The sequence below is a fragment of the Bradyrhizobium sp. CCBAU 11434 genome (assembly GCF_028128895.1).
Classification (GTDB): Bacteria; Pseudomonadota; Alphaproteobacteria; order Rhizobiales; family Xanthobacteraceae; genus Bradyrhizobium; species Bradyrhizobium zhengyangense.
The window spans coordinates 943,505-960,034 of the sequence record NZ_LBJX01000011.1; the positions used below are offsets into that span (position 1 = coordinate 943,505).

A 16,530-nucleotide genomic window follows, 5' to 3' on the forward strand; every position below is an offset into this window, starting at 1 on the left:
AAATGACGTTGCAAGTTGCGGCGCAGCGCAATAGCCAAGGTATCGACGTTTTGTTTGGACAAGCCTCATCTTCGGATGGAGGCTGCGTCATGACGTCGGATGACGCACCAGTTAGGGAATCCCCGCGATGACGATGCTGCCCAATTCGCAAGAAGCCCGCGATGTGGCCTACCAGCTCCACGCCTATACCAACGCGCGCGCCCATCAGCAGGCAGGTCCCCTGGTGATTGAGCGCGGCGAGGGGCCCTACGTGTTCGACGCGTCGGGCAAACGCTATTTCGAGGCCATGGCGGGCCTGTGGAGCGTCGGGCTGGGCTTCAACGAGAAGCGGCTGGTGGAAGCCGCGCACAAGCAGATGCAGGCACTGCCGTTTTATCACACGTTCTCGGCCAAATCGCACGGGCCCTCGATCGACCTCGCCGAGAAGCTGGTTGCGCTCGCGCCTGTGCCGATGAGCAAGGTGTTCTTCACCAATTCCGGCTCGGAGGCGAACGACACCGTCCTCAAGCTGATCGCCTATCGTTCGAATTCGCTCGGTCAGCCGCAGAAAAAGAAGATCATCAGCCGGATGCGCGCCTATCACGGCGTCACCATTGCGTCCGCAAGCCTCACGGGCCTGCCCAACAACCACCGCTCGTTCGACCTGCCGCTGCCGAATATCCTGCACACGGGCTCGCCGCATTTCTACAAGGACGGCGCGCCCGGCGAGAGCGAGGAGGCGTTCGCAACGCGCCGGGCCGAGGAGCTCGACGCACTGATCCAGAAGGAAGGCCCTGACACAATCGCCGCTTTCTTCGGCGAGCCGGTGATGGGAGCAGGCGGCGTTATCGTGCCGCCGGCGACCTATTGGGATAAGATCCAGGCGGTGCTGAAGAAGTACGACATCCTGCTGGTTGCCGACGAGGTAATCTGCGGCTTCGGCCGCACCGGCAAGATGTTCGGCTGCGAGACCTACGGCATCAAGCCCGACGCGATCGTGGTCTCCAAGCAGATCACCTCCAGCTATTTCCCGCTCTCGGCGATCATCATGAACGACCGCATGTTCGAGCCGATCGCGGACGAGAGCAACAAGATCGGCGTACTCGGCCACGGCTTCACCGCGGGCGGGCATCCGGTCGGCTCGGCGGTTGCGCTGGAAAACCTCAAGATCATCGAGGAGCGTGGCCTGGTCGCGCATGCCGCCGAGCTCGGCGGCTACATGCAAAGCAAGCTTCGCGAGCTCACCAGCCATCCGCTGGTCGGCGAGGTTCGCGGCGTCGGCATGATCGCAGCGCTCGAACTCGTGCTCGACAAGGGCCGCAAGACTGCTGCCGCGACGCCGGGTGCCGTCGGCGGCATGGCGAGCCGCATGTTGCAGGAGCGCGGCGTGATCGCGCGCAACATGCTCGATGCCATCGCCATCTGCCCGCCGCTGATTACCACCAAGGCCCAGATCGACGAGCTGGTCGCGGCGATTACGGGGGTGCTGGATGATATGAAGCCCGAAGTCGCGAAGCTGCCGCAGGCGTGAGGTCTCTCCTCGTCATTGCGAGGAGTCCTTGCGACGAAGCAATCCAGAGTCCTTCCGCGGAAACAGTTCTGGATTGCTTCGCTGCGCTCGCAATGACGATGTGGCTGGCAATCGCGCCTGCTACGCAACGCCACTACGCCCGCTGAACTCCGATCACGCGGCCCTTTTCGATCGCCAGTGCCAGCTCGCCGCGCTTGAGCTTCAGTGCGGCATCGCCGAACAGCTCGCGGCGCCAGCCGCGCAGGGCCGGCACGTCGGCGTCGTCATCGGCCGCGATCTCTTCGAGATCATCGACGGTGGCGATCACCTTGCTCGCCACGGCGTGACGCTCGGCGGTCATGCGCAGCAGCACCTTCAACAGCTCGACGGTGGCCGCGCCATTGGAATTGTTGCGCGGCTTCTCCAGCTTCGGCAGCGTGGAATGATCCCGCGCCAGCCCGCGCTCGACGGCAGCGACGATGTCAGCGCCCCATTTGGACTTCTCAAAGCCCTTTGGCACCGAGCGCAGATGCGCGAGCTTCTCCAACGTGTTCGGCGCGTGAGTGGCGATGTCGCTGATAGCTTCGTCGCGCAGCACGCGGCCGCGCGGCACGTCGCGGCTCTGCGCCTCCTGCTCGCGCCAGGCAGCGACTTCCATCAGGACCGCGAGGTCCTTTGGCTTGCGCACCCGCGTCTTCAGCCGTTCCCAGGCGCGCTCGGGATGGAAGTCGTAGGTCTTGGGCGAGGTCAGGATTTCCATCTCGATGGAGACCCATTCGCTGCGGCGGCGCTTCTTCAGATCGGCGTCGAGCGCGGCGAAGACATCGCGCAAATGCGTGACGTCGGACACCGCATAGTGCATCTGCTCCTTGGTCAGCGGCCGGCGCGACCAGTCGGTGAAGCGGTGGGTCTTGTCCGGGCGGTGGCCGGTGACCTTCTCGACCAGAGCGTCATAGGCGATGCTGTCGCCATAGCCGAGCACCATCGCCGCGACCTGGGTGTCGAACACCGGATGCGGGATGATATTGGCCTGGTGCCAGATGATCTCGATGTCCTGGCGGGCGGCGTGAAAGACCTTCAGCACGCCCTCGTTGGCCATCAGCTCGAAGAACGGCTTGAGGTCGATACCCTCGGCCAGGGTGTCGATGACGATCGCTTCCTCGGGGCTGGCCATCTGCACCACGCACAACAGCGGGTAATAGGTGGTCTCGCGTAGGAACTCGGTATCGACAGTAATGACGGGGTGCTTGGCCAGCCGGCTGCAGGCAGCCGCGAGGTCAGCGGTGGTGGTAATCAAATCCATGAACGGCCCATGACACTTGATACCAGCCGTTCTGCCGAAAGCGCTGTGATGTCAAGGGGCTCTAAGCGAATTCGAGCCTTGCATTGGGGCCAGAATCGCCTGAAGCGGGCAAAATTCCTATTCGTAACGGATCCGGTGCGAGGATTTGCGGGCGCAGGGCAGCGCCACCACCACCAGGCACATGCCAACCAGCGCCAATCCCAGGAACTCGAAAACCAGCAAATCCACGGCGGAAATCTCCAGAAACATCGTTAGATTTGTCGGGGGTGCGTTGAGGGTCTGTTAATTCTCGTGGTTACCGGCGCCGCGGGCGGTCGGATGGTGGATGGGGGGTTAACGGGGGTACCCGACCAAAAGAAATTCGGCGCCCCGCGTGACGGAGCGCCGATGTTCGTTTGCCGGTGCGGGCAGCCTTACGGCAGCTTCAGCGACGTTTCCGCATTGTACGGCTTGAGCGTCTCATCCGCGGCTTTCTGAGCGGCGACGAGGGCTTCCTTCGGCTGCTTCTTGCCGTTGAGGACCAGCATCACCTCGTCCTCGAGGTTCTTGCGAACCGGCACGGTCTTGTAGGTCGCGAACCAGGGCTTGGCGACGTCGAGCTGCTCGACAGCGGTCTTGGCGTCCGGGTTCTTGTTGAGGAAGTCGACCATGTCAGGCGTCTTGTAGGCGGCCATGTTGGGCGCGAAGTAACCCGTGGCGCGGCTCCACCAGGCGCTCTTCTCGGGCGAGGTCATCCACTTGATCAGCGTCCAGGCGGCCTTTTGCTTGTCGGCTTCGACGCCGGCCGGAATGATCAGCGAGGCGCCGCCGATCGGCACGGCGTTGCGGACATTGCGCGGGATGAAGGCGACCTTGTAGTTGAACTTGGCGTTCTCGCGCACATAGGTCAGCGAGCCCGTCGACAGCATCATCATCGCGGCGTTGCCGGAGATGAAGGAGGTGCTGACCGCAGGGCCAGGCGTGGCGCCGGGCGGGTGAACCTTGTGCTTGCTCACGAGGTCGCTCCACCAGGTCAGCGCGCCGAGCATCGAAGGTGTGTCGTAATAGACTTCGCCGCCGAACTCCTCGTTGTAGTAGCGCCCGCCGTTGGTCATGGTGAGCGTTTCCATCATCCAGCCGCAATAGTCATAGGCGCAGGGGATCGCGATGCCCCATTGCGTGACCTTGTCGCCCTCGCGCTTGGTGAGCTTCTTGGCCCAGTCGGTAAGCTCGGCCCAGGTCTGCGGCGGCTTGCTCGGATCGAGGCCGGCTTCCTTGGCCTTGTCGGCGTTGATGTAGAGCAGCGGCGTCGAATTCTGGAAGGGGACGCCATAGACCGAGCGATTGATCACCGCATTGCCGCTGAGCGCCGGGAAAAACTGGCCGAGGAATTGCTCCTTGGTGCTGCCGTCGGCGGCAATCAGACTGTCGAGATTGGTCAGCTCGCTCTCGATCTGCATGTCGAGCAGGAAGTTGGCCGACATGATCACGGCGGACGGCGGCTTGCCGGCCTTGATCGAGGCGCGCGTCTTGATCAGCGTGTCGTCATAGGAGCCGGTGTAGACGGCGGTCGCCTTGATGTCGGGGTGACCGTCGTTGAACTCCTTGATCAAGGTGCCCATGTCGCGGGCGAGCTTGCCGTCGACGGGCACGGGGAAGAACAGGTCGATCTCAGTCGGACCTTCACCGGCGAGGGCCGGAAAGGCGAGCGCACTTGCCAAAGAGCCTGCCAGGGCGAGGCCGAGCGTGAGCCGGCGGGAGAACAGCATCGGAAAATCTCCTATTTGATGCCTGAGGTGACGAAAGAACTGATGAAACGCTTCTGGAAGATCAGGAAGGTGATGAGCAGCGGTGCGATCACCATCAGCGTGCCGGCGGCGATGGTGCCCCAGGCCTGCGTGCCTTCGGCGGTCGCGGTGAAGACCGACAGGCCAACCGTGAGCGGCCGCTTGTCCGGCGAGTTGATCACCATCAGCGGCCACAGGAAGTCGTTCCAGTGGCTGGTGACGGAGATGATGGCGAAGGCGGAGAAGCTCGGGATCGACAGCGGCACATAGATGTGGCGGATGCGCTGGATCAGACTGGCGCCATCGATCAGCGCCGCGTCTTCCAGCTCGGTCGGGATGGCCTCGAACGCCTGGCGCATCAGAAAGGTGCCGAAGGCGGAGGCGAAGAACGGCATCATCACGCCGGCGAGCGTGTCGTAGAGGCCAAACTGCGCGATGATGCGCAGGTTCGGCACGATCAGCAACACCGGCACTAGCATCAGCTGCATCAGGAACAGATAGAAGATCAGCGTCTTGCCGGCGAAATCGAGCCGCGCGAACGCGAAGCCCGCCAGCGTGATCGTGAAGAACTGCACCAGGAGGATGCCGGTGCAGATGATGGTGGTGTTGAGGAAGTAGCGCGGGAAGTCGCCGATCTCCCAGGCGTCCCTGATATTGTCGAGCGTCGGTTTGAGGCTCGGGATCAGCTCGGCCATCAGGTTGATGCCGTCGGAGGCCGGGCGCAGGCTCGCAACCCCCATCCACAGGAACGGGATCAACCAAGCGAGCGCGAGCAGCACCGTCAGTAGGAAGCCGAGTTTTGGCGTGATCTCGTTACGGGTGGCGAGCGGGGCGTCCTTGTACAGCTTGTCGATCAGCTTCATGGCCCGCCCTCGCGCTTCGCCATGGTGCGGAACGACAGCGCAGTGAGCGCCATCAGGGCGGCGAGGGTCAGTAGCGTTGCGGCCGAAGCCATGCCGATGTCGTAATGTTCGACGGCCTGCTGGTAGATGTAGAACAGCACGAGATTGGTGGCGTTCGACGGGCCGCCCTTGGTCATGACGAAGACGTGGTCGACCTGCGTCACAGCGTTGAGCGTGGCAATGACTGTGACGAACAGGAAGGTCGGCTTGAGCTCCGGCAGGATGATGTAGCGCAGCCGCATGAAGGGACCGGCGCCATCGAGATGCGCCGCCTCCATCACATCCTCCGGCACAGCCTGGAGGCCGGCGAGGAAGAACAGCATGTAATAGCCCGCGTTCTTCCAGATGGTGATGACCATGATCGCGTAGAGCGCGATGTCGGGGTCGCCGAGCCAGTTCGGCAGCACCGGCAGCAGCCGGCCGAGATAGTAGTCGAGCAGGCCGACATTGGGCAGGAATATGAACAGGAATAGCGCGGATGCCGCGACCATCGGGATCAGCACCGGCAGGAACAGCGCAGCCCGCAGTGCGCTTGTCACCGCATTGGTGCGCGCGAGCGCCAGCGCGAACAAGAGCGCGAGGCCGATGCTGGGGATCGCGGTGCCGATGGCGTAGATCGCGTTGTTGACGACAGCGCCGGTGAAGGCCGGGTCCGCCAGCACCGCAGCGATATTGTCGAGGCCGACAAACCGCAGCGGCGCCTTCGGTGTGGCGCGCTGGTAGAGCGCATCGATGACCACGCGTCCCATCGCACCGTAAGTGAACAGCGCGAGGAAAACCACCGAGGGCAGCAGCAGTAGATAGGCTGGGAGTGAAGCTTTGAGGCGCGCGGCGAACCGCGTCACGATATGCAGGCGCGGCGGCGCCGATGCCGCGACCGGGAGAGCCGCGGGTTCTGCGAGGCTCATGTCACCGTGCCGGGAAATTGAGCGCATAGTCGCGGCCGTCGACGCCCGCGGGCGGGTCGAAGGGGAAGCGCAGACTGGTGTCGAGGAAGTCGTGGCTGTGCACGACGAGGTTCTCGTCGTCGATCAGCACCACGCCATAGGCCGGCGGCTCGTGGCTTGCCAGATGGTCGGCGGCGTTGGCATCGAGCTCGAACCAGACCTGGTGGTTGGTGCCGCGCAACGTCGAGAACGGGATCTTGCCGTAGCTGCCGAAGATCGGCCGGTGCACATGACCGAAGAAGAGGTGACGGATGCGCGCGCGATAGGGGGCGATCACCTCGGCGAATTCGGCGCTCTGCTTCAGCGCGATCTCGTCCATCGCGTGGACGCCGACCGGGAAGGGCGGGTGATGCATGAACACGACGAATTGCTGGTCGGCTGGCGCGGCGGACAGCGTCTTCGAAAGCCACTCGAAACGCTTTGCGCACATCTCGCCGGCATGGCTGTTCTCGTCCAGCGTGTCCAGGAACACGAACAGGCCGTGGTCTGTGGTGCGGGTGCCCTGCACGAAACCATTGGGATCGCGCGGCGCGGCTTTCAGGCTGTCGAGACAGGTCACGCGCTTGTCGTGATTGCCGACCATGGCGATGTACGGCATTTTCAGCGCGGCCATCGCCTCTGCGAAATTGGCGTAGGACTCGGGCTCGCCCCAATGGGTGAGGTCGCCGGTCACGACCGCGAAGGCGGCATCCGATTGGTGCTTGTTGATGTCGGCGATCGCCGCATCAAGCCGCGCGCGCGGGTCGAGGCCATAAAGCTTCAGCCCGGGGTTGGCGAGATGCGTGTCGGTGATGTGGATGAACTTGAAGGGCATGGCGCGCTTGTCAGGACTCTTGGAGGACGGGCGCCTCCGGCAAGACGGCCCGCCAGCCGGTTAGAGTGAGAGTGTTTCAGTTTGATGACAGTGGTTGCCTATGCGCCAAATTGTTGGGCAGAACGGCAGCGGTGGTCAATCCGCTCATCTCGCGGTGCGGTAGTCGCCCGATCGCGCTAAAAGATTGAAAACAACCCCATGCACAGTAGCCGGTGGTTGCCGGACGAACGGCAAAGACGCGTTCGACATCCGTTGACACGTCGGGCAAAACACCGGCATTATGGCGTTATCGGAAAATCCGCAGAGCGTCGCCGGGCGCGCGCCTTGCGAGGCTGACCGGACGGGCGAGGTGCGAGGGCCCGCCTACCTCACGTCCCGCAGAACGTCTGCAGCACCCGCTGATCCGGCAGCGGCGGATCGGCGTAGGCTGTGTACTCCGGCTGCTCCTCGAGCGGTTTGGCCAGCACCTTCACCAGCTCCTCGAACGGTGCGTAATTGTCATCGTTCACTGCCGCCTGGATCACGGCCTCGACGCGGTGGTTGCGCGGGATGAAGATCGGGTTGACGGTGTGCATCGCGGCCTTCCGCTCAGTCGCGCTCTGTGGCTCCAGCGCGATGCGCGCGCGCCAGCGGCCGGCCCACTCGTCGAAGGCCGCCGGCTCCATGAATTGCGCGCGGACGTCGGTGCTGTCGTCGCCTGCGGCATCACCGAGCTTGCGGAAGGTGAGGGTGAAGTCGGCCTGGTTCTTCGCCATGGCGTCGAGCAGGTCCTGGATCATCGCCTCGTCGCCGTCACGCTCGGTGAACAGGCCGACCTTCCTGCGCAGGCCGGCCTGATAGGCGGCGCTGAACGTCTCGGAGAAAGCGCCGAGAATGTCCTGCGCTTCCGCGACCGCCTTTTCCTGGTCGTCGGAGAACAGGGGCAGCAGGCATTCGGCAAGGCGCGTCAGATTCCACAGGGCGATGCGCGGCTGGTTGGCGTAGGCGTAGCGTCCCATCTCGTCGATCGACGAAAACACCTGGGCGGGATTGTAGGCATCCATGAAGGCGCAGGGGCCGTAATCGATGGTCTCACCGGAGATGGAGCTGTTGTCGGTGTTCATCACACCATGGATGAAGCCGACCAGCAGCCAGCGCGCGATGAGCTCGGCCTGGCGCGCGACGACGCCGGCGAGCAGGGCGTGATAGGGCCGCTCGGCGTGAAGCAGGTCCGGATAGTGCCTGACGATCACATGATCGGCGAGCCGGCGGATCGCATCGGTGTCGCGGCGGACGGCGAAGAACTGGAAGGTGCCGACGCGGATGTGGCTCGAAGCGACGCGCGTCAGCACCGCGCCGGGCAGCACGGTCTCGCGGATGACGGGCTCGCCGGTGATAACGGCGGCGAGTGAGCGCGTGGTGGGAATGCCGAGCGCGAACATGGCTTCGCTGACGATATACTCGCGCAGCACCGGCCCAAGCGCGGCGCGGCCATCGCCGCGGCGGGAGAACGGGGTGGGACCCGAGCCCTTGAGCTGGATGTCGCGCCGGACGCCGTCGCGGTCGATGACCTCGCCGAGCAGGATGGCACGGCCGTCGCCGAGCTGTGGCACGAAATGCCCGAACTGATGGCCGGCATAGGCCATGGCGATAGGATCAGCGCCTGCGGGAACCGTCTTGCCGGCCAGGATTTCGGCGCCTTCCGGGGTCTCCAGCACATCAGGATCGAGCCCGAGCTGGACCGCCAGCGGCCGGTTCAGCTTGATCAGCCGGGGCGCGGATACGGGGGTCGGCGCGACGCGGGCAAAGAAGCTGTCCGGCAGCGCCGAATAGGAATTCTGGAAGGGAAAATGGACCGTCATGACCTCAAGATAGGGCTGGAATGCCCGATGGCAAAGGCTTGGGCCCAAATGGTCCAAAAAGGGACCGTCGGGGCCCAAAACAGGGCGTTCCCTTGGTTGCCGCCTTGGTCCTCCCGAGGTAAACCCTGCCGCAACTTCGGACCGGTCGTTTCAGGCCGTCCGATTCGCTTCCTCCGACATTGATTTTGGGACGACCATGCATCGCTACCGGTCACATACATGCGGCGCGCTCCGCGAGAGCAACATCGGCGAGACCATCCGCCTCTCGGGCTGGGTCCATCGCGTTCGCGACCATGGCGGCGTGCTGTTCATCGATTTGCGCGACCATTACGGCCTGACCCAGTGCGTGGTCGACCCGGACTCGCCGGCGTTCTCGCTGGCCGAAAAGCTGCGCTCGGAATTCGTGGTCAAGATGGACGGCAAGGTCCGCCGCCGCCCCGAAGGCACCGACAATGACGAACTGCCGACCGGCAGGGTCGAGGTTTACGTCAGCGAGATCGAGGTGCTCGGGCCGGCAGGCGACCTGCCGCTGCCTGTGTTCGGCGACCAGGAATACCCCGAGGATATCCGCCTGAAATACCGCTTCCTCGATTTGCGTCGCGAGAAGCTGCACCAGAACATCATGACGCGCGGCGCGGTGGTCGACTCCCTGCGCAAGCGGATGAAGGAGCAGGGCTTCTTCGAATTCCAGACGCCGATCCTGACGGCCTCGTCGCCGGAGGGCGCGCGTGACTTCGTGGTGCCGTCGCGCATCCATCCCGGCAAGTTCTACGCGCTGCCGCAGGCGCCGCAGCAGTACAAGCAGCTGTTGATGATGTCGGGCTTCGACCGCTACTTCCAGATCGCGCCCTGCTTCCGCGACGAGGACCCGCGCGCCGACCGTCTGCCGGAGTTCTACCAGCTCGACGTCGAGATGAGCTTCGTCACCCAGGACGATGTGTTCGCCGCGATGGAGCCGGTCATCACCGGCGTGTTCGAGGAGTTCGCCAACGGCAAGCGTGTCACCAGAAACTGGCCGCGGATTCCGTTTGCTGAGGCGCTGCGCAAATACGGCACCGACAAGCCAGACCTGCGCAACCCGATCGAGATGCAGGACGTGTCGGAGCACTTCCGCGGCTCCGGGTTCAAGGTGTTCGCGCGCATGCTCGAAGACCCGAAGAACCAGGTCTGGGCAATCCCGGGCAAGGGTGGCGGCAGCCGCGCCTTCTGCGACCGTATGAACTCGTGGGCGCAGGGCGAAGGTCAGCCCGGCCTCGGCTACATCATGTGGCGCGAGGGCGGCGAGGGCGCGGGGCCGCTTGCCAACAATGTCGGCCCGGACCGCACGGCCGCGATCCGCGAACAGCTCCATCTCAAGGAGGGTGATGCCGCGTTCTTCGTGGCCGGAGACCCGGAGAAGTTCTGGAAGTTCGCCGGCATGGCGCGCACCAAGGTCGGCGAGGAATTGAACCTGATCGACAAGGATCAGTTCGCGTTCGCCTGGATCGTCGACTTCCCGATGTACGAGTATGACGAGGAGAACAAGAAGGTCGACTTCTCGCACAACCCGTTCTCGATGCCGCAGGGCGGACTCGACGCGCTGAAGTCGCAGGATCCGCTGACCATCAAGGCGTTCCAGTACGACATCGCCTGCAACGGCTACGAGATGGCGTCGGGCGGCATCCGCAACCATGTGCCCGAGGCGATGGTGAAGGCATTCGAGATCGCCGGCTATGGCGAGCAGGAGGTCGTCGAGCGGTTCGGCGGCATGTACCGCGCGTTCCAGTACGGTGCGCCGCCGCATGGCGGCATGGCCGCCGGCCTCGAGCGCATCGTCATGCTCCTGTGCGGCACCAACAATCTGCGCGAGATATCGCTGTTCCCGATGAACCAGCAATATGCCGACCTCTTGATGGGTGCGCCGTCGGAAGCCACGACCAAACAGCTCCGCGAGCTGCATGTGCGGGTGAACCTGCCGCAGAAGTGAGGTTGCTTCCGCCTCTCCCCGCGCTTGTCTCGCCGAAGCTTCAGCGAAGGCGGATGCGGAGAGAGGCCGCGCTGCACCCACATCGTCATTGCGAGCGCAGCGAAGCAATCCAGAGTCTTTCCGCGGAAGGATCCTGGATTGCTTCGTCGCAAGGGCTCCTCGCAATGACGGGGAGAGAGCGGCGCCTTTCCCCTACAGCCCCGTCGACGCCTCGATCCGGAATTGCGCCAATGCGCTCTGTGGATCGGTCTGCAGCAGTTGCATGATCTGCATCAGCGGTGCCTTGGCGCGGGGTGTCAGCTTGATGACGAGCGTCTGGCCCGGCGTCTCGATGAAGCTGGCGATGGCGTCCACCGCCGCACCAGCATCCGGATTGGCGGAGGCGATCTCCTCCCGATGCACCCTGACGCTGTCGGCGAGCGCCTGGCGTGCGGCGTCGCGGCTCACATTCTGACTGCGAGCGTACTGCGTCGCTGCGGCTTCGACGCCGCCATTGTCACGCAGCGCGAACGCGAGCGCGCCGGCCTCGATCCTTGCTGCCTGGCCCATGAGCTGCGCGGGATCGGTCGAAAACACCTCGCGCGACACATTGCCGAGCGTGATGCCCAATTGCGCTTTTGCGATCCCTCCGATGTCGAGCGTCGCCGGCGCCAGGGCGAAGCTGTTCGACTGTTCTGTCCACGCCGCGCCAAGATCGAGGTCGATTGCGAGCTTGTCGATCCCGGCGCCGATCAACGGGAGTTGCTTCGGGTCGGACGGATCGGTCGGCGTGACAAATTTCGCAACCACGTGCGCCTTGCTCGGGATCGAGCCGACCAGCTGCCCCCAGTCGAGGCTCACCGTGTCGATCGTGACCAGCTTCTTGGTGGTCTTGAAGGGCGCAACCACGCCCTTGATCTCGGCACCCGCCAGCACGCCGAATAGCCCTAGCATTTGATCCGGCGAGGGCGGCCGCCCGGCACTCTTCGTGAGGTCTGCGGCCCAGCGCATCAGGTTCCCGACGCTGAAGGACTTCAGCGCGAAGCGCTCCATCTTGAATTGACCCTGCGGAGACGCCGTGTCGACGCCTTCGATCGCGAATTCGCCATCCTGGTACCTGACAAGATTGATGCTGCCCGTGCCTTGCGGCGTTGCCATCGACGTCTTGCCCATCTCGATCTTGCCGATGCGAAGGCCTTCGTAGAAGCTGGCAAGCTTCTCCATGATCTCGCGCGTTTGCGCCGGCGTCGGCGGGGCTGATTTGTCCTGCGGCAGCGCTGCAAACAGGTCGGCCAGGCGGAATTTCGACGGCTGAACGGCGATGTCGCTCATGCTGAAGCTGTCGATATCGACGCGCACCCCTTGTGCCGATTTGAGCACATAGGGGCCAGCGGAGACCTGCCGGTAGACACGACGGTAGTTGTCGTCAGCCGTCGTCTGCGGATCGAGCGCGGCGCGGATCACGGTCGCATCGAAATCGTCGACGGCGATGTTCGATAGTTCGCCCGTCAGCCTGTCCGGCTTGCCCGGCTGCTTCACGTCGATCGAAATGGTCGCGCGATCCGCTTTCATCGCGTCGACCTTGCCGTGCACGATGTTCTGGATCGCCAGCCCTGAGTAGGTGACCTCACCGCTGCCGCCGGCCGAGCCGCCGGAATCGAAGGTCATTGTCAGGGTCGGGGCCGTGAGCGATGACGCCCTGATCCCGACATACTGGTCGAGCGCATAGCGGTACATCTCGATCAGGGAGTTGTCCGGCAGTGCAGTCCAGCTGCTGTGGACGGGACCGGCATAGTCGCGAATCGTGAGCTGCGGGAGCTTGTAGGACACCTTCAGCTTGGCCGGACCAATCTGGTCCAGCGCGACCTCAAAGTCGGTGATGTCGATGCTGTCGGCTGAAACCCTGAGTTCGTCGACCTGGCGAACGCCAATGCCTTTGATGCCGGCGATCCTGACCTGCGCCTGCGGCTGCTTGCCGGGATCGATGACGATGTCTTCGATAGCCAAGGTGCGCGTCCGCAAATCGAACTCGACCTTGCCGTGGCTCGCCTTGCCGCCTTGCTTGCGGATCTGCTCGAACGCCGCCTCGACCTCGGCGGTGGCGCGGTGCTTGGCATAGGCGTTGAAGCCGAACCACCCGCCCACGGCGAGCACGGCTACAACGATCAGGCCGATCAGGATCCGCTTCATTCCCAGCTCCAGTTGCTCGTAGTGTGCTGCGCAACCTGCCATATTTGGGAAACGTCGCAAGGTCTAGGGAAAGCTAGCGCTTTCAGATATTTGACGGATGGCCCTGTTGATGGGGACACAATCGGATGTTGCCACCGGGCCTTCGGCCGTGCTTCATCCCGTTTCCACGACCCGGAAATAGCGTCCGCTTGGACGACCGCTCCGGATGATGCATTTTGAGGCCGGTAACGCGAGGCAAGAGACCGCATGTCGTCCTATTCTGATGATCTCCACCAGGCGGCGCTGGCCTATCACCGTCTGCCGCGCCCCGGAAAGCTCGAGATCCAGGCGAGCAAGCCGCTGGCCAACCAGCGCGACCTCGCGCTTGCCTATTCTCCGGGCGTTGCGGCCGCCTGTACCGAGATCGCCAAGAACCCGGCGGAAGCCGCGACCCTGACCACCCGCGCCAATCTGGTCGCCGTTGTCTCCAACGGCACCGCCGTGCTCGGCCTCGGCAATATCGGCCCGCTGGCCTCCAAGCCTGTCATGGAGGGCAAGGCCGTCCTGTTCAAGAAATTCGCCGGCATCGACGTGTTCGACATCGAGATCGCCGCCGACACCATCGACCGCGTGGTCGAGACGGTCGCTGCGCTCGAGCCGACTTTCGGCGGCATCAATCTGGAAGACATCCGAGGACCGGAGTGCTTCGAGATCGAGGCGCAGCTGAAGGAGCGCATGAAGATCCCGGTCTTCCATGACGACCAGCACGGCACCGCGATCATCGTTGCCGCTGCCATCACCAATGGGCTCAGGCTGAACGGCAAGAAGCTGTCGGACGTCAAGATCGTGGCGTCGGGGGCAGGGGCCGCCGCGATCGCCACGCTCAACCTTCTCGTGTCGATGGGCGCACAGCGCAAGAACATCTGGGTCTGCGACATCGACGGCCTCGTGCATGAGGGCCGCAACACCTCGATGGACCGCTGGAAGGCGGTCTATGCGCAGAAGACCGACAAGCGCACGCTCGGCGACGTCATCGGCGGCGCCGACATCTTCATCGGCCTGTCGGCACCCGGCGTGCTCAAGCCCGAGATGGCCAAGGCCATGGGCGAGAAGCCCCTGATCATGGCGCTGGCCAATCCGACGCCTGAGATCATGCCGGAAGAAGCGCGAAAAGTGCGTCCCGACGCCATGATCTGCACCGGACGCTCGGACTATCCGAACCAGGTCAACAACGTCCTGTGCTTTCCCTTCATCTTCCGCGGCGCGCTCGATGTCGGCGCCAGCGCCATCAACGAGGAGATGAAGCACGCCGCGGTCGAGGCCATTGCGCAGCTCGCGCGCGAGGCGCCGTCGGATGCAGTCTCCCAGAGCAGCCTCGACACCGGCGAGACGGGCGGCTTCGGCCCGGGCTCGCTGATCCCCAGCCCCTTTGATCCGCGGCTGATCCTGCGGATCGCGCCGGCGGTGGCGAAGGCGGCGATGGAATCAGGCGTCGCGACGCGCCCGATCACCAATTTCGACGAATATCGCGCGCTGCTCGAGCGCTTCGCCTTCCGCTCCGGCCTCGTCATGAAGCCGATGTTCGCCAAGGCCAAGACCCAGCCGGTGCGCGTGATCTACGCCGAAGGCGAGGACGAGCGCGTGCTGCGCGCCACGCAAGTGGTGCTGGAGGAGAAGCTGGCGACGCCGATCCTGGTCGGCCGCCCCTCGGTGGTGGAGGCGCGCATCAAGCGCTTCGGCCTCTCGATCAAGGCGGGCAAGGATTTCGATCTCGTCAATCCCGAGGACGATCCGCGCTATCGCTCCTATGTCCAGTCTTATGTCGAGGTCGCCGGCCGCCGCGGCGTGACGCCTGATGCGGCGCGCACGGTGGTTCGCACCAACAACACTGTCATCGCCGCGCTCGCCGTGACGCGCGGGGAGGCGGACGCGATGCTCTGCGGCGTCGAAGGCCGCTATATGAGCCATCTGCGTCATGTCCGCGAGATCGTCGGCTTCTCGCCCGGCATCAGCGATTACGCGGCGCTTGCGCTGCTGATCACCAGCAAGGGCGCGTTCTTCATCGCCGATACCCAAGTGAGGCCCAATCCGAGCGCCGAAGAGCTCGCCGAGATCGCCTCGCTCGCGGCGGTCCACGTCCAGCGCTTCACCATCAAGCCGAAGATCGCCTTCGTCTCGCACTCCGATTTCGGCAGCTACGACACCGACTCCTCGCGCAAGATGCGCCGGGCGACCCAGCTCCTGAAGGAGAAGCACCCGGAGATCGAGGCCGATGGCGAAATGCAGGGCGATACCGCGCTCTCGGCCGCAGCGCGGCGCATGGTTCTGCCGCACTCCAAGCTGGAGGGCGAGGCCAACATCATGATCATGCCGAACCTGGACACCGCCAACGTCGCCTATCAGATGATCAAGTCGCTGGCGGACGCGCTGCCCGTCGGCCCGATCCTGATCGGCCCGGCGCGGACCGCCCACATCCTCACGCCCTCGGTGACCGCGCGCGGCATCCTCAACATGACGGCGGTCGCGGTTGTGGAGGCGCAGGAGCGTGCAGCGCGGCAGCAGCCGACGTTGTTTACGTAAGGGTGGTGGCCTCCTTCGCCTCTCCCCGCGCGCGGGGAGAGGCCGGAATTTGCGGAAGCAAAGTCCGGGTGTGGGGGAGTCTCCGCGAGTCCACTCTCATCGTGATTGCTGAGGCAGCCCCTCACCCCAACCCTCGCAGCGCGAGCGAAGCCCGTCGTGGCCCCGTAACAACGGGGAGAGGGAGCAGCCACCCCACCATTCTTGAATAACTTTCAGTTTCCCATTTCCCCGTTTGAAAACCGCAAACGGACTCTTCATAATCCTAGAAGCGCGTTCCGTGCTCAGCATTTGCCAAGGGGCCGACCATGCCAGCGTTCGTGACTTTCGGGCGGATCCTGTTCGCCGTGCTGTTCATCTACACGGGCGCGACCAAGCTCATCGCCATCCAGGCGACGGCCGATTTCATTGCCGGCAAGATCGTGGTGCCCGATGTGATCGCGCCCTACGCCAAGCAGGTCGAGACGGCGACCGCGATGACCACGCCGCAGCTCCTGGCGATTGCGATCGGCGGGCTCGAGATCGTCGCAGGCCTGATGATCGCACTGAATTTCGGCGCGCGTTTCTTCGCAATGCTGATGGTGATCTACATCGCGGTGTCGACCGTCCTGTTCTCCGATTTCTGGAACCAGACTGCGCCTGAGAACGCCGCGGTGGTGATCGACGCGCTGAAGAATCTTTCGATCATCGGCGCGCTGTTCATGATCATGGGCTATGGCCGCGCGACGCGCTCGGCCGAGACGGCTTACGGGGACGTTTGAGCGCTAAAGCGCGATG

The 16,530-nt window shown here is 64.1% G+C and carries 12 protein-coding genes; 4 read left to right on the forward strand and 8 right to left on the reverse strand.

Features of this window, described 5'->3' with window-relative positions; translation table 11 throughout:
* Nucleotides 1-127: 127 nt before the first annotated feature.
* Nucleotides 128-1,510 (forward strand): aspartate aminotransferase family protein, encoded by a 1,383-nt coding sequence (locus tag XI06_RS11920; protein ID WP_237869364.1) that lies wholly within the window; start codon nucleotides 128-130, stop codon nucleotides 1,508-1,510.
* 133 nt (nucleotides 1,511-1,643) lie between these two features.
* Here XI06_RS11920 and rnd read toward each other — a convergent pair whose 3' ends face one another.
* The 7 genes from rnd to XI06_RS11955 all read right to left on the reverse strand — a co-directional run bounded on the left by rnd (nucleotide 1,644) and on the right by XI06_RS11955 (nucleotide 9,062).
* Nucleotides 1,644-2,792, reverse strand: coding sequence for a ribonuclease D (gene rnd / locus XI06_RS11925; protein ID WP_237858262.1), 1,149 nt, complete (start codon nucleotides 2,790-2,792; stop codon nucleotides 1,644-1,646).
* A 117-nt stretch (nucleotides 2,793-2,909) separates the two neighbouring features.
* Nucleotides 2,910-3,041 carry a hypothetical protein gene (locus XI06_RS11930; RefSeq protein WP_256439977.1) on the reverse strand — a complete coding sequence of 44 codons (132 nt, stop codon included), beginning with the start codon at nucleotides 3,039-3,041 and terminating at the stop codon, nucleotides 2,910-2,912.
* Nucleotides 3,042-3,205: 164 nt separating this feature from the next.
* Entirely contained in the window at nucleotides 3,206-4,540 is a 1,335-nt protein-coding gene (locus tag XI06_RS11935; RefSeq protein WP_237869362.1) for an ABC transporter substrate-binding protein, read from the reverse strand.
* An 11-nt stretch (nucleotides 4,541-4,551) separates the two neighbouring features.
* Complete coding sequence (locus XI06_RS11940) at nucleotides 4,552-5,421, reverse strand: carbohydrate ABC transporter permease (RefSeq protein WP_237858258.1); 870 nt, start codon at nucleotides 5,419-5,421, stop codon at nucleotides 4,552-4,554.
* A complete protein-coding gene (locus XI06_RS11945) occupies nucleotides 5,418-6,368 on the reverse strand; it encodes a carbohydrate ABC transporter permease (RefSeq protein WP_237891249.1) in 951 nt (316 codons plus the stop codon). The genes XI06_RS11940 and XI06_RS11945 overlap by 4 nt, the downstream gene beginning before the upstream one ends.
* Nucleotide 6,369: 1 nt before the next feature.
* A complete protein-coding gene (locus XI06_RS11950; RefSeq protein WP_271605366.1) occupies nucleotides 6,370-7,221 on the reverse strand; it encodes a phosphodiesterase in 852 nt (283 codons plus the stop codon).
* A 368-nt stretch (nucleotides 7,222-7,589) separates the two neighbouring features.
* On the reverse strand, nucleotides 7,590-9,062 hold the full coding sequence (locus XI06_RS11955) for a protein adenylyltransferase SelO (protein ID WP_271605367.1): 1,473 nt from the start codon (nucleotides 9,060-9,062) through the stop codon (nucleotides 7,590-7,592).
* A gap of 196 nt (nucleotides 9,063-9,258) precedes the next feature.
* On the opposite strand from XI06_RS11955, the gene aspS reads away from it, so the two are divergent.
* On the forward strand, nucleotides 9,259-11,028 hold the full coding sequence (aspS, locus tag XI06_RS11960; protein ID WP_271605368.1) for an aspartate--tRNA ligase: 1,770 nt from the start codon (nucleotides 9,259-9,261) through the stop codon (nucleotides 11,026-11,028).
* Nucleotides 11,029-11,220: 192 nt separating this feature from the next.
* Here the strand turns inward: aspS and XI06_RS11965 are convergent, their stop codons facing one another.
* Complete coding sequence (locus tag XI06_RS11965; protein ID WP_271605369.1) at nucleotides 11,221-13,197, reverse strand: hypothetical protein; 1,977 nt, start codon at nucleotides 13,195-13,197, stop codon at nucleotides 11,221-11,223.
* Between the two features lie 246 nt (nucleotides 13,198-13,443).
* On the opposite strand from XI06_RS11965, the gene XI06_RS11970 reads away from it, so the two are divergent.
* Together XI06_RS11970 and XI06_RS11975 are read left to right on the forward strand one after the other, a co-directional pair.
* The gene (locus tag XI06_RS11970) at nucleotides 13,444-15,756 is read left to right on the forward strand and encodes an NADP-dependent malic enzyme (RefSeq protein WP_237858246.1); all 2,313 of its coding nucleotides are present in this window, start codon (nucleotides 13,444-13,446) and stop codon (nucleotides 15,754-15,756) included.
* 305 nt (nucleotides 15,757-16,061) lie between these two features.
* Nucleotides 16,062-16,514 (forward strand): DoxX family protein, encoded by a 453-nt coding sequence (locus XI06_RS11975; RefSeq protein WP_237858244.1) that lies wholly within the window; start codon nucleotides 16,062-16,064, stop codon nucleotides 16,512-16,514.
* Nucleotides 16,515-16,530 lie beyond the last annotated feature (16 nt).

What these genes read in the sequence shown, in the direction of transcription:
- XI06_RS11920 (WP_237869364.1), top strand. Translation starts at nt 128, where the DNA reads ATGACGATGCTGCCCAATTCGCAAGAAGCCCGCGATGTGGCCTACCAG.
- rnd (WP_237858262.1), bottom strand. Translation starts at nt 2,792, where the DNA reads ATGGATTTGATTACCACCACCGCTGACCTCGCGGCTGCCTGCAGCCGG.
- XI06_RS11930 (WP_256439977.1), bottom strand. Translation starts at nt 3,041, where the DNA reads ATGTTTCTGGAGATTTCCGCCGTGGATTTGCTGGTTTTCGAGTTCCTG.
- XI06_RS11935 (WP_237869362.1), bottom strand. Translation starts at nt 4,540, where the DNA reads ATGCTGTTCTCCCGCCGGCTCACGCTCGGCCTCGCCCTGGCAGGCTCT.
- XI06_RS11940 (WP_237858258.1), bottom strand. Translation starts at nt 5,421, where the DNA reads ATGAAGCTGATCGACAAGCTGTACAAGGACGCCCCGCTCGCCACCCGT.
- XI06_RS11945 (WP_237891249.1), bottom strand. Translation starts at nt 6,368, where the DNA reads ATGAGCCTCGCAGAACCCGCGGCTCTCCCGGTCGCGGCATCGGCGCCG.
- XI06_RS11950 (WP_271605366.1), bottom strand. Translation starts at nt 7,221, where the DNA reads ATGCCCTTCAAGTTCATCCACATCACCGACACGCATCTCGCCAACCCC.
- XI06_RS11955 (WP_271605367.1), bottom strand. Translation starts at nt 9,062, where the DNA reads ATGACGGTCCATTTTCCCTTCCAGAATTCCTATTCGGCGCTGCCGGAC.
- aspS (WP_271605368.1), top strand. Translation starts at nt 9,259, where the DNA reads ATGCATCGCTACCGGTCACATACATGCGGCGCGCTCCGCGAGAGCAAC.
- XI06_RS11965 (WP_271605369.1), bottom strand. Translation starts at nt 13,197, where the DNA reads ATGAAGCGGATCCTGATCGGCCTGATCGTTGTAGCCGTGCTCGCCGTG.
- XI06_RS11970 (WP_237858246.1), top strand. Translation starts at nt 13,444, where the DNA reads ATGTCGTCCTATTCTGATGATCTCCACCAGGCGGCGCTGGCCTATCAC.
- XI06_RS11975 (WP_237858244.1), top strand. Translation starts at nt 16,062, where the DNA reads ATGCCAGCGTTCGTGACTTTCGGGCGGATCCTGTTCGCCGTGCTGTTC.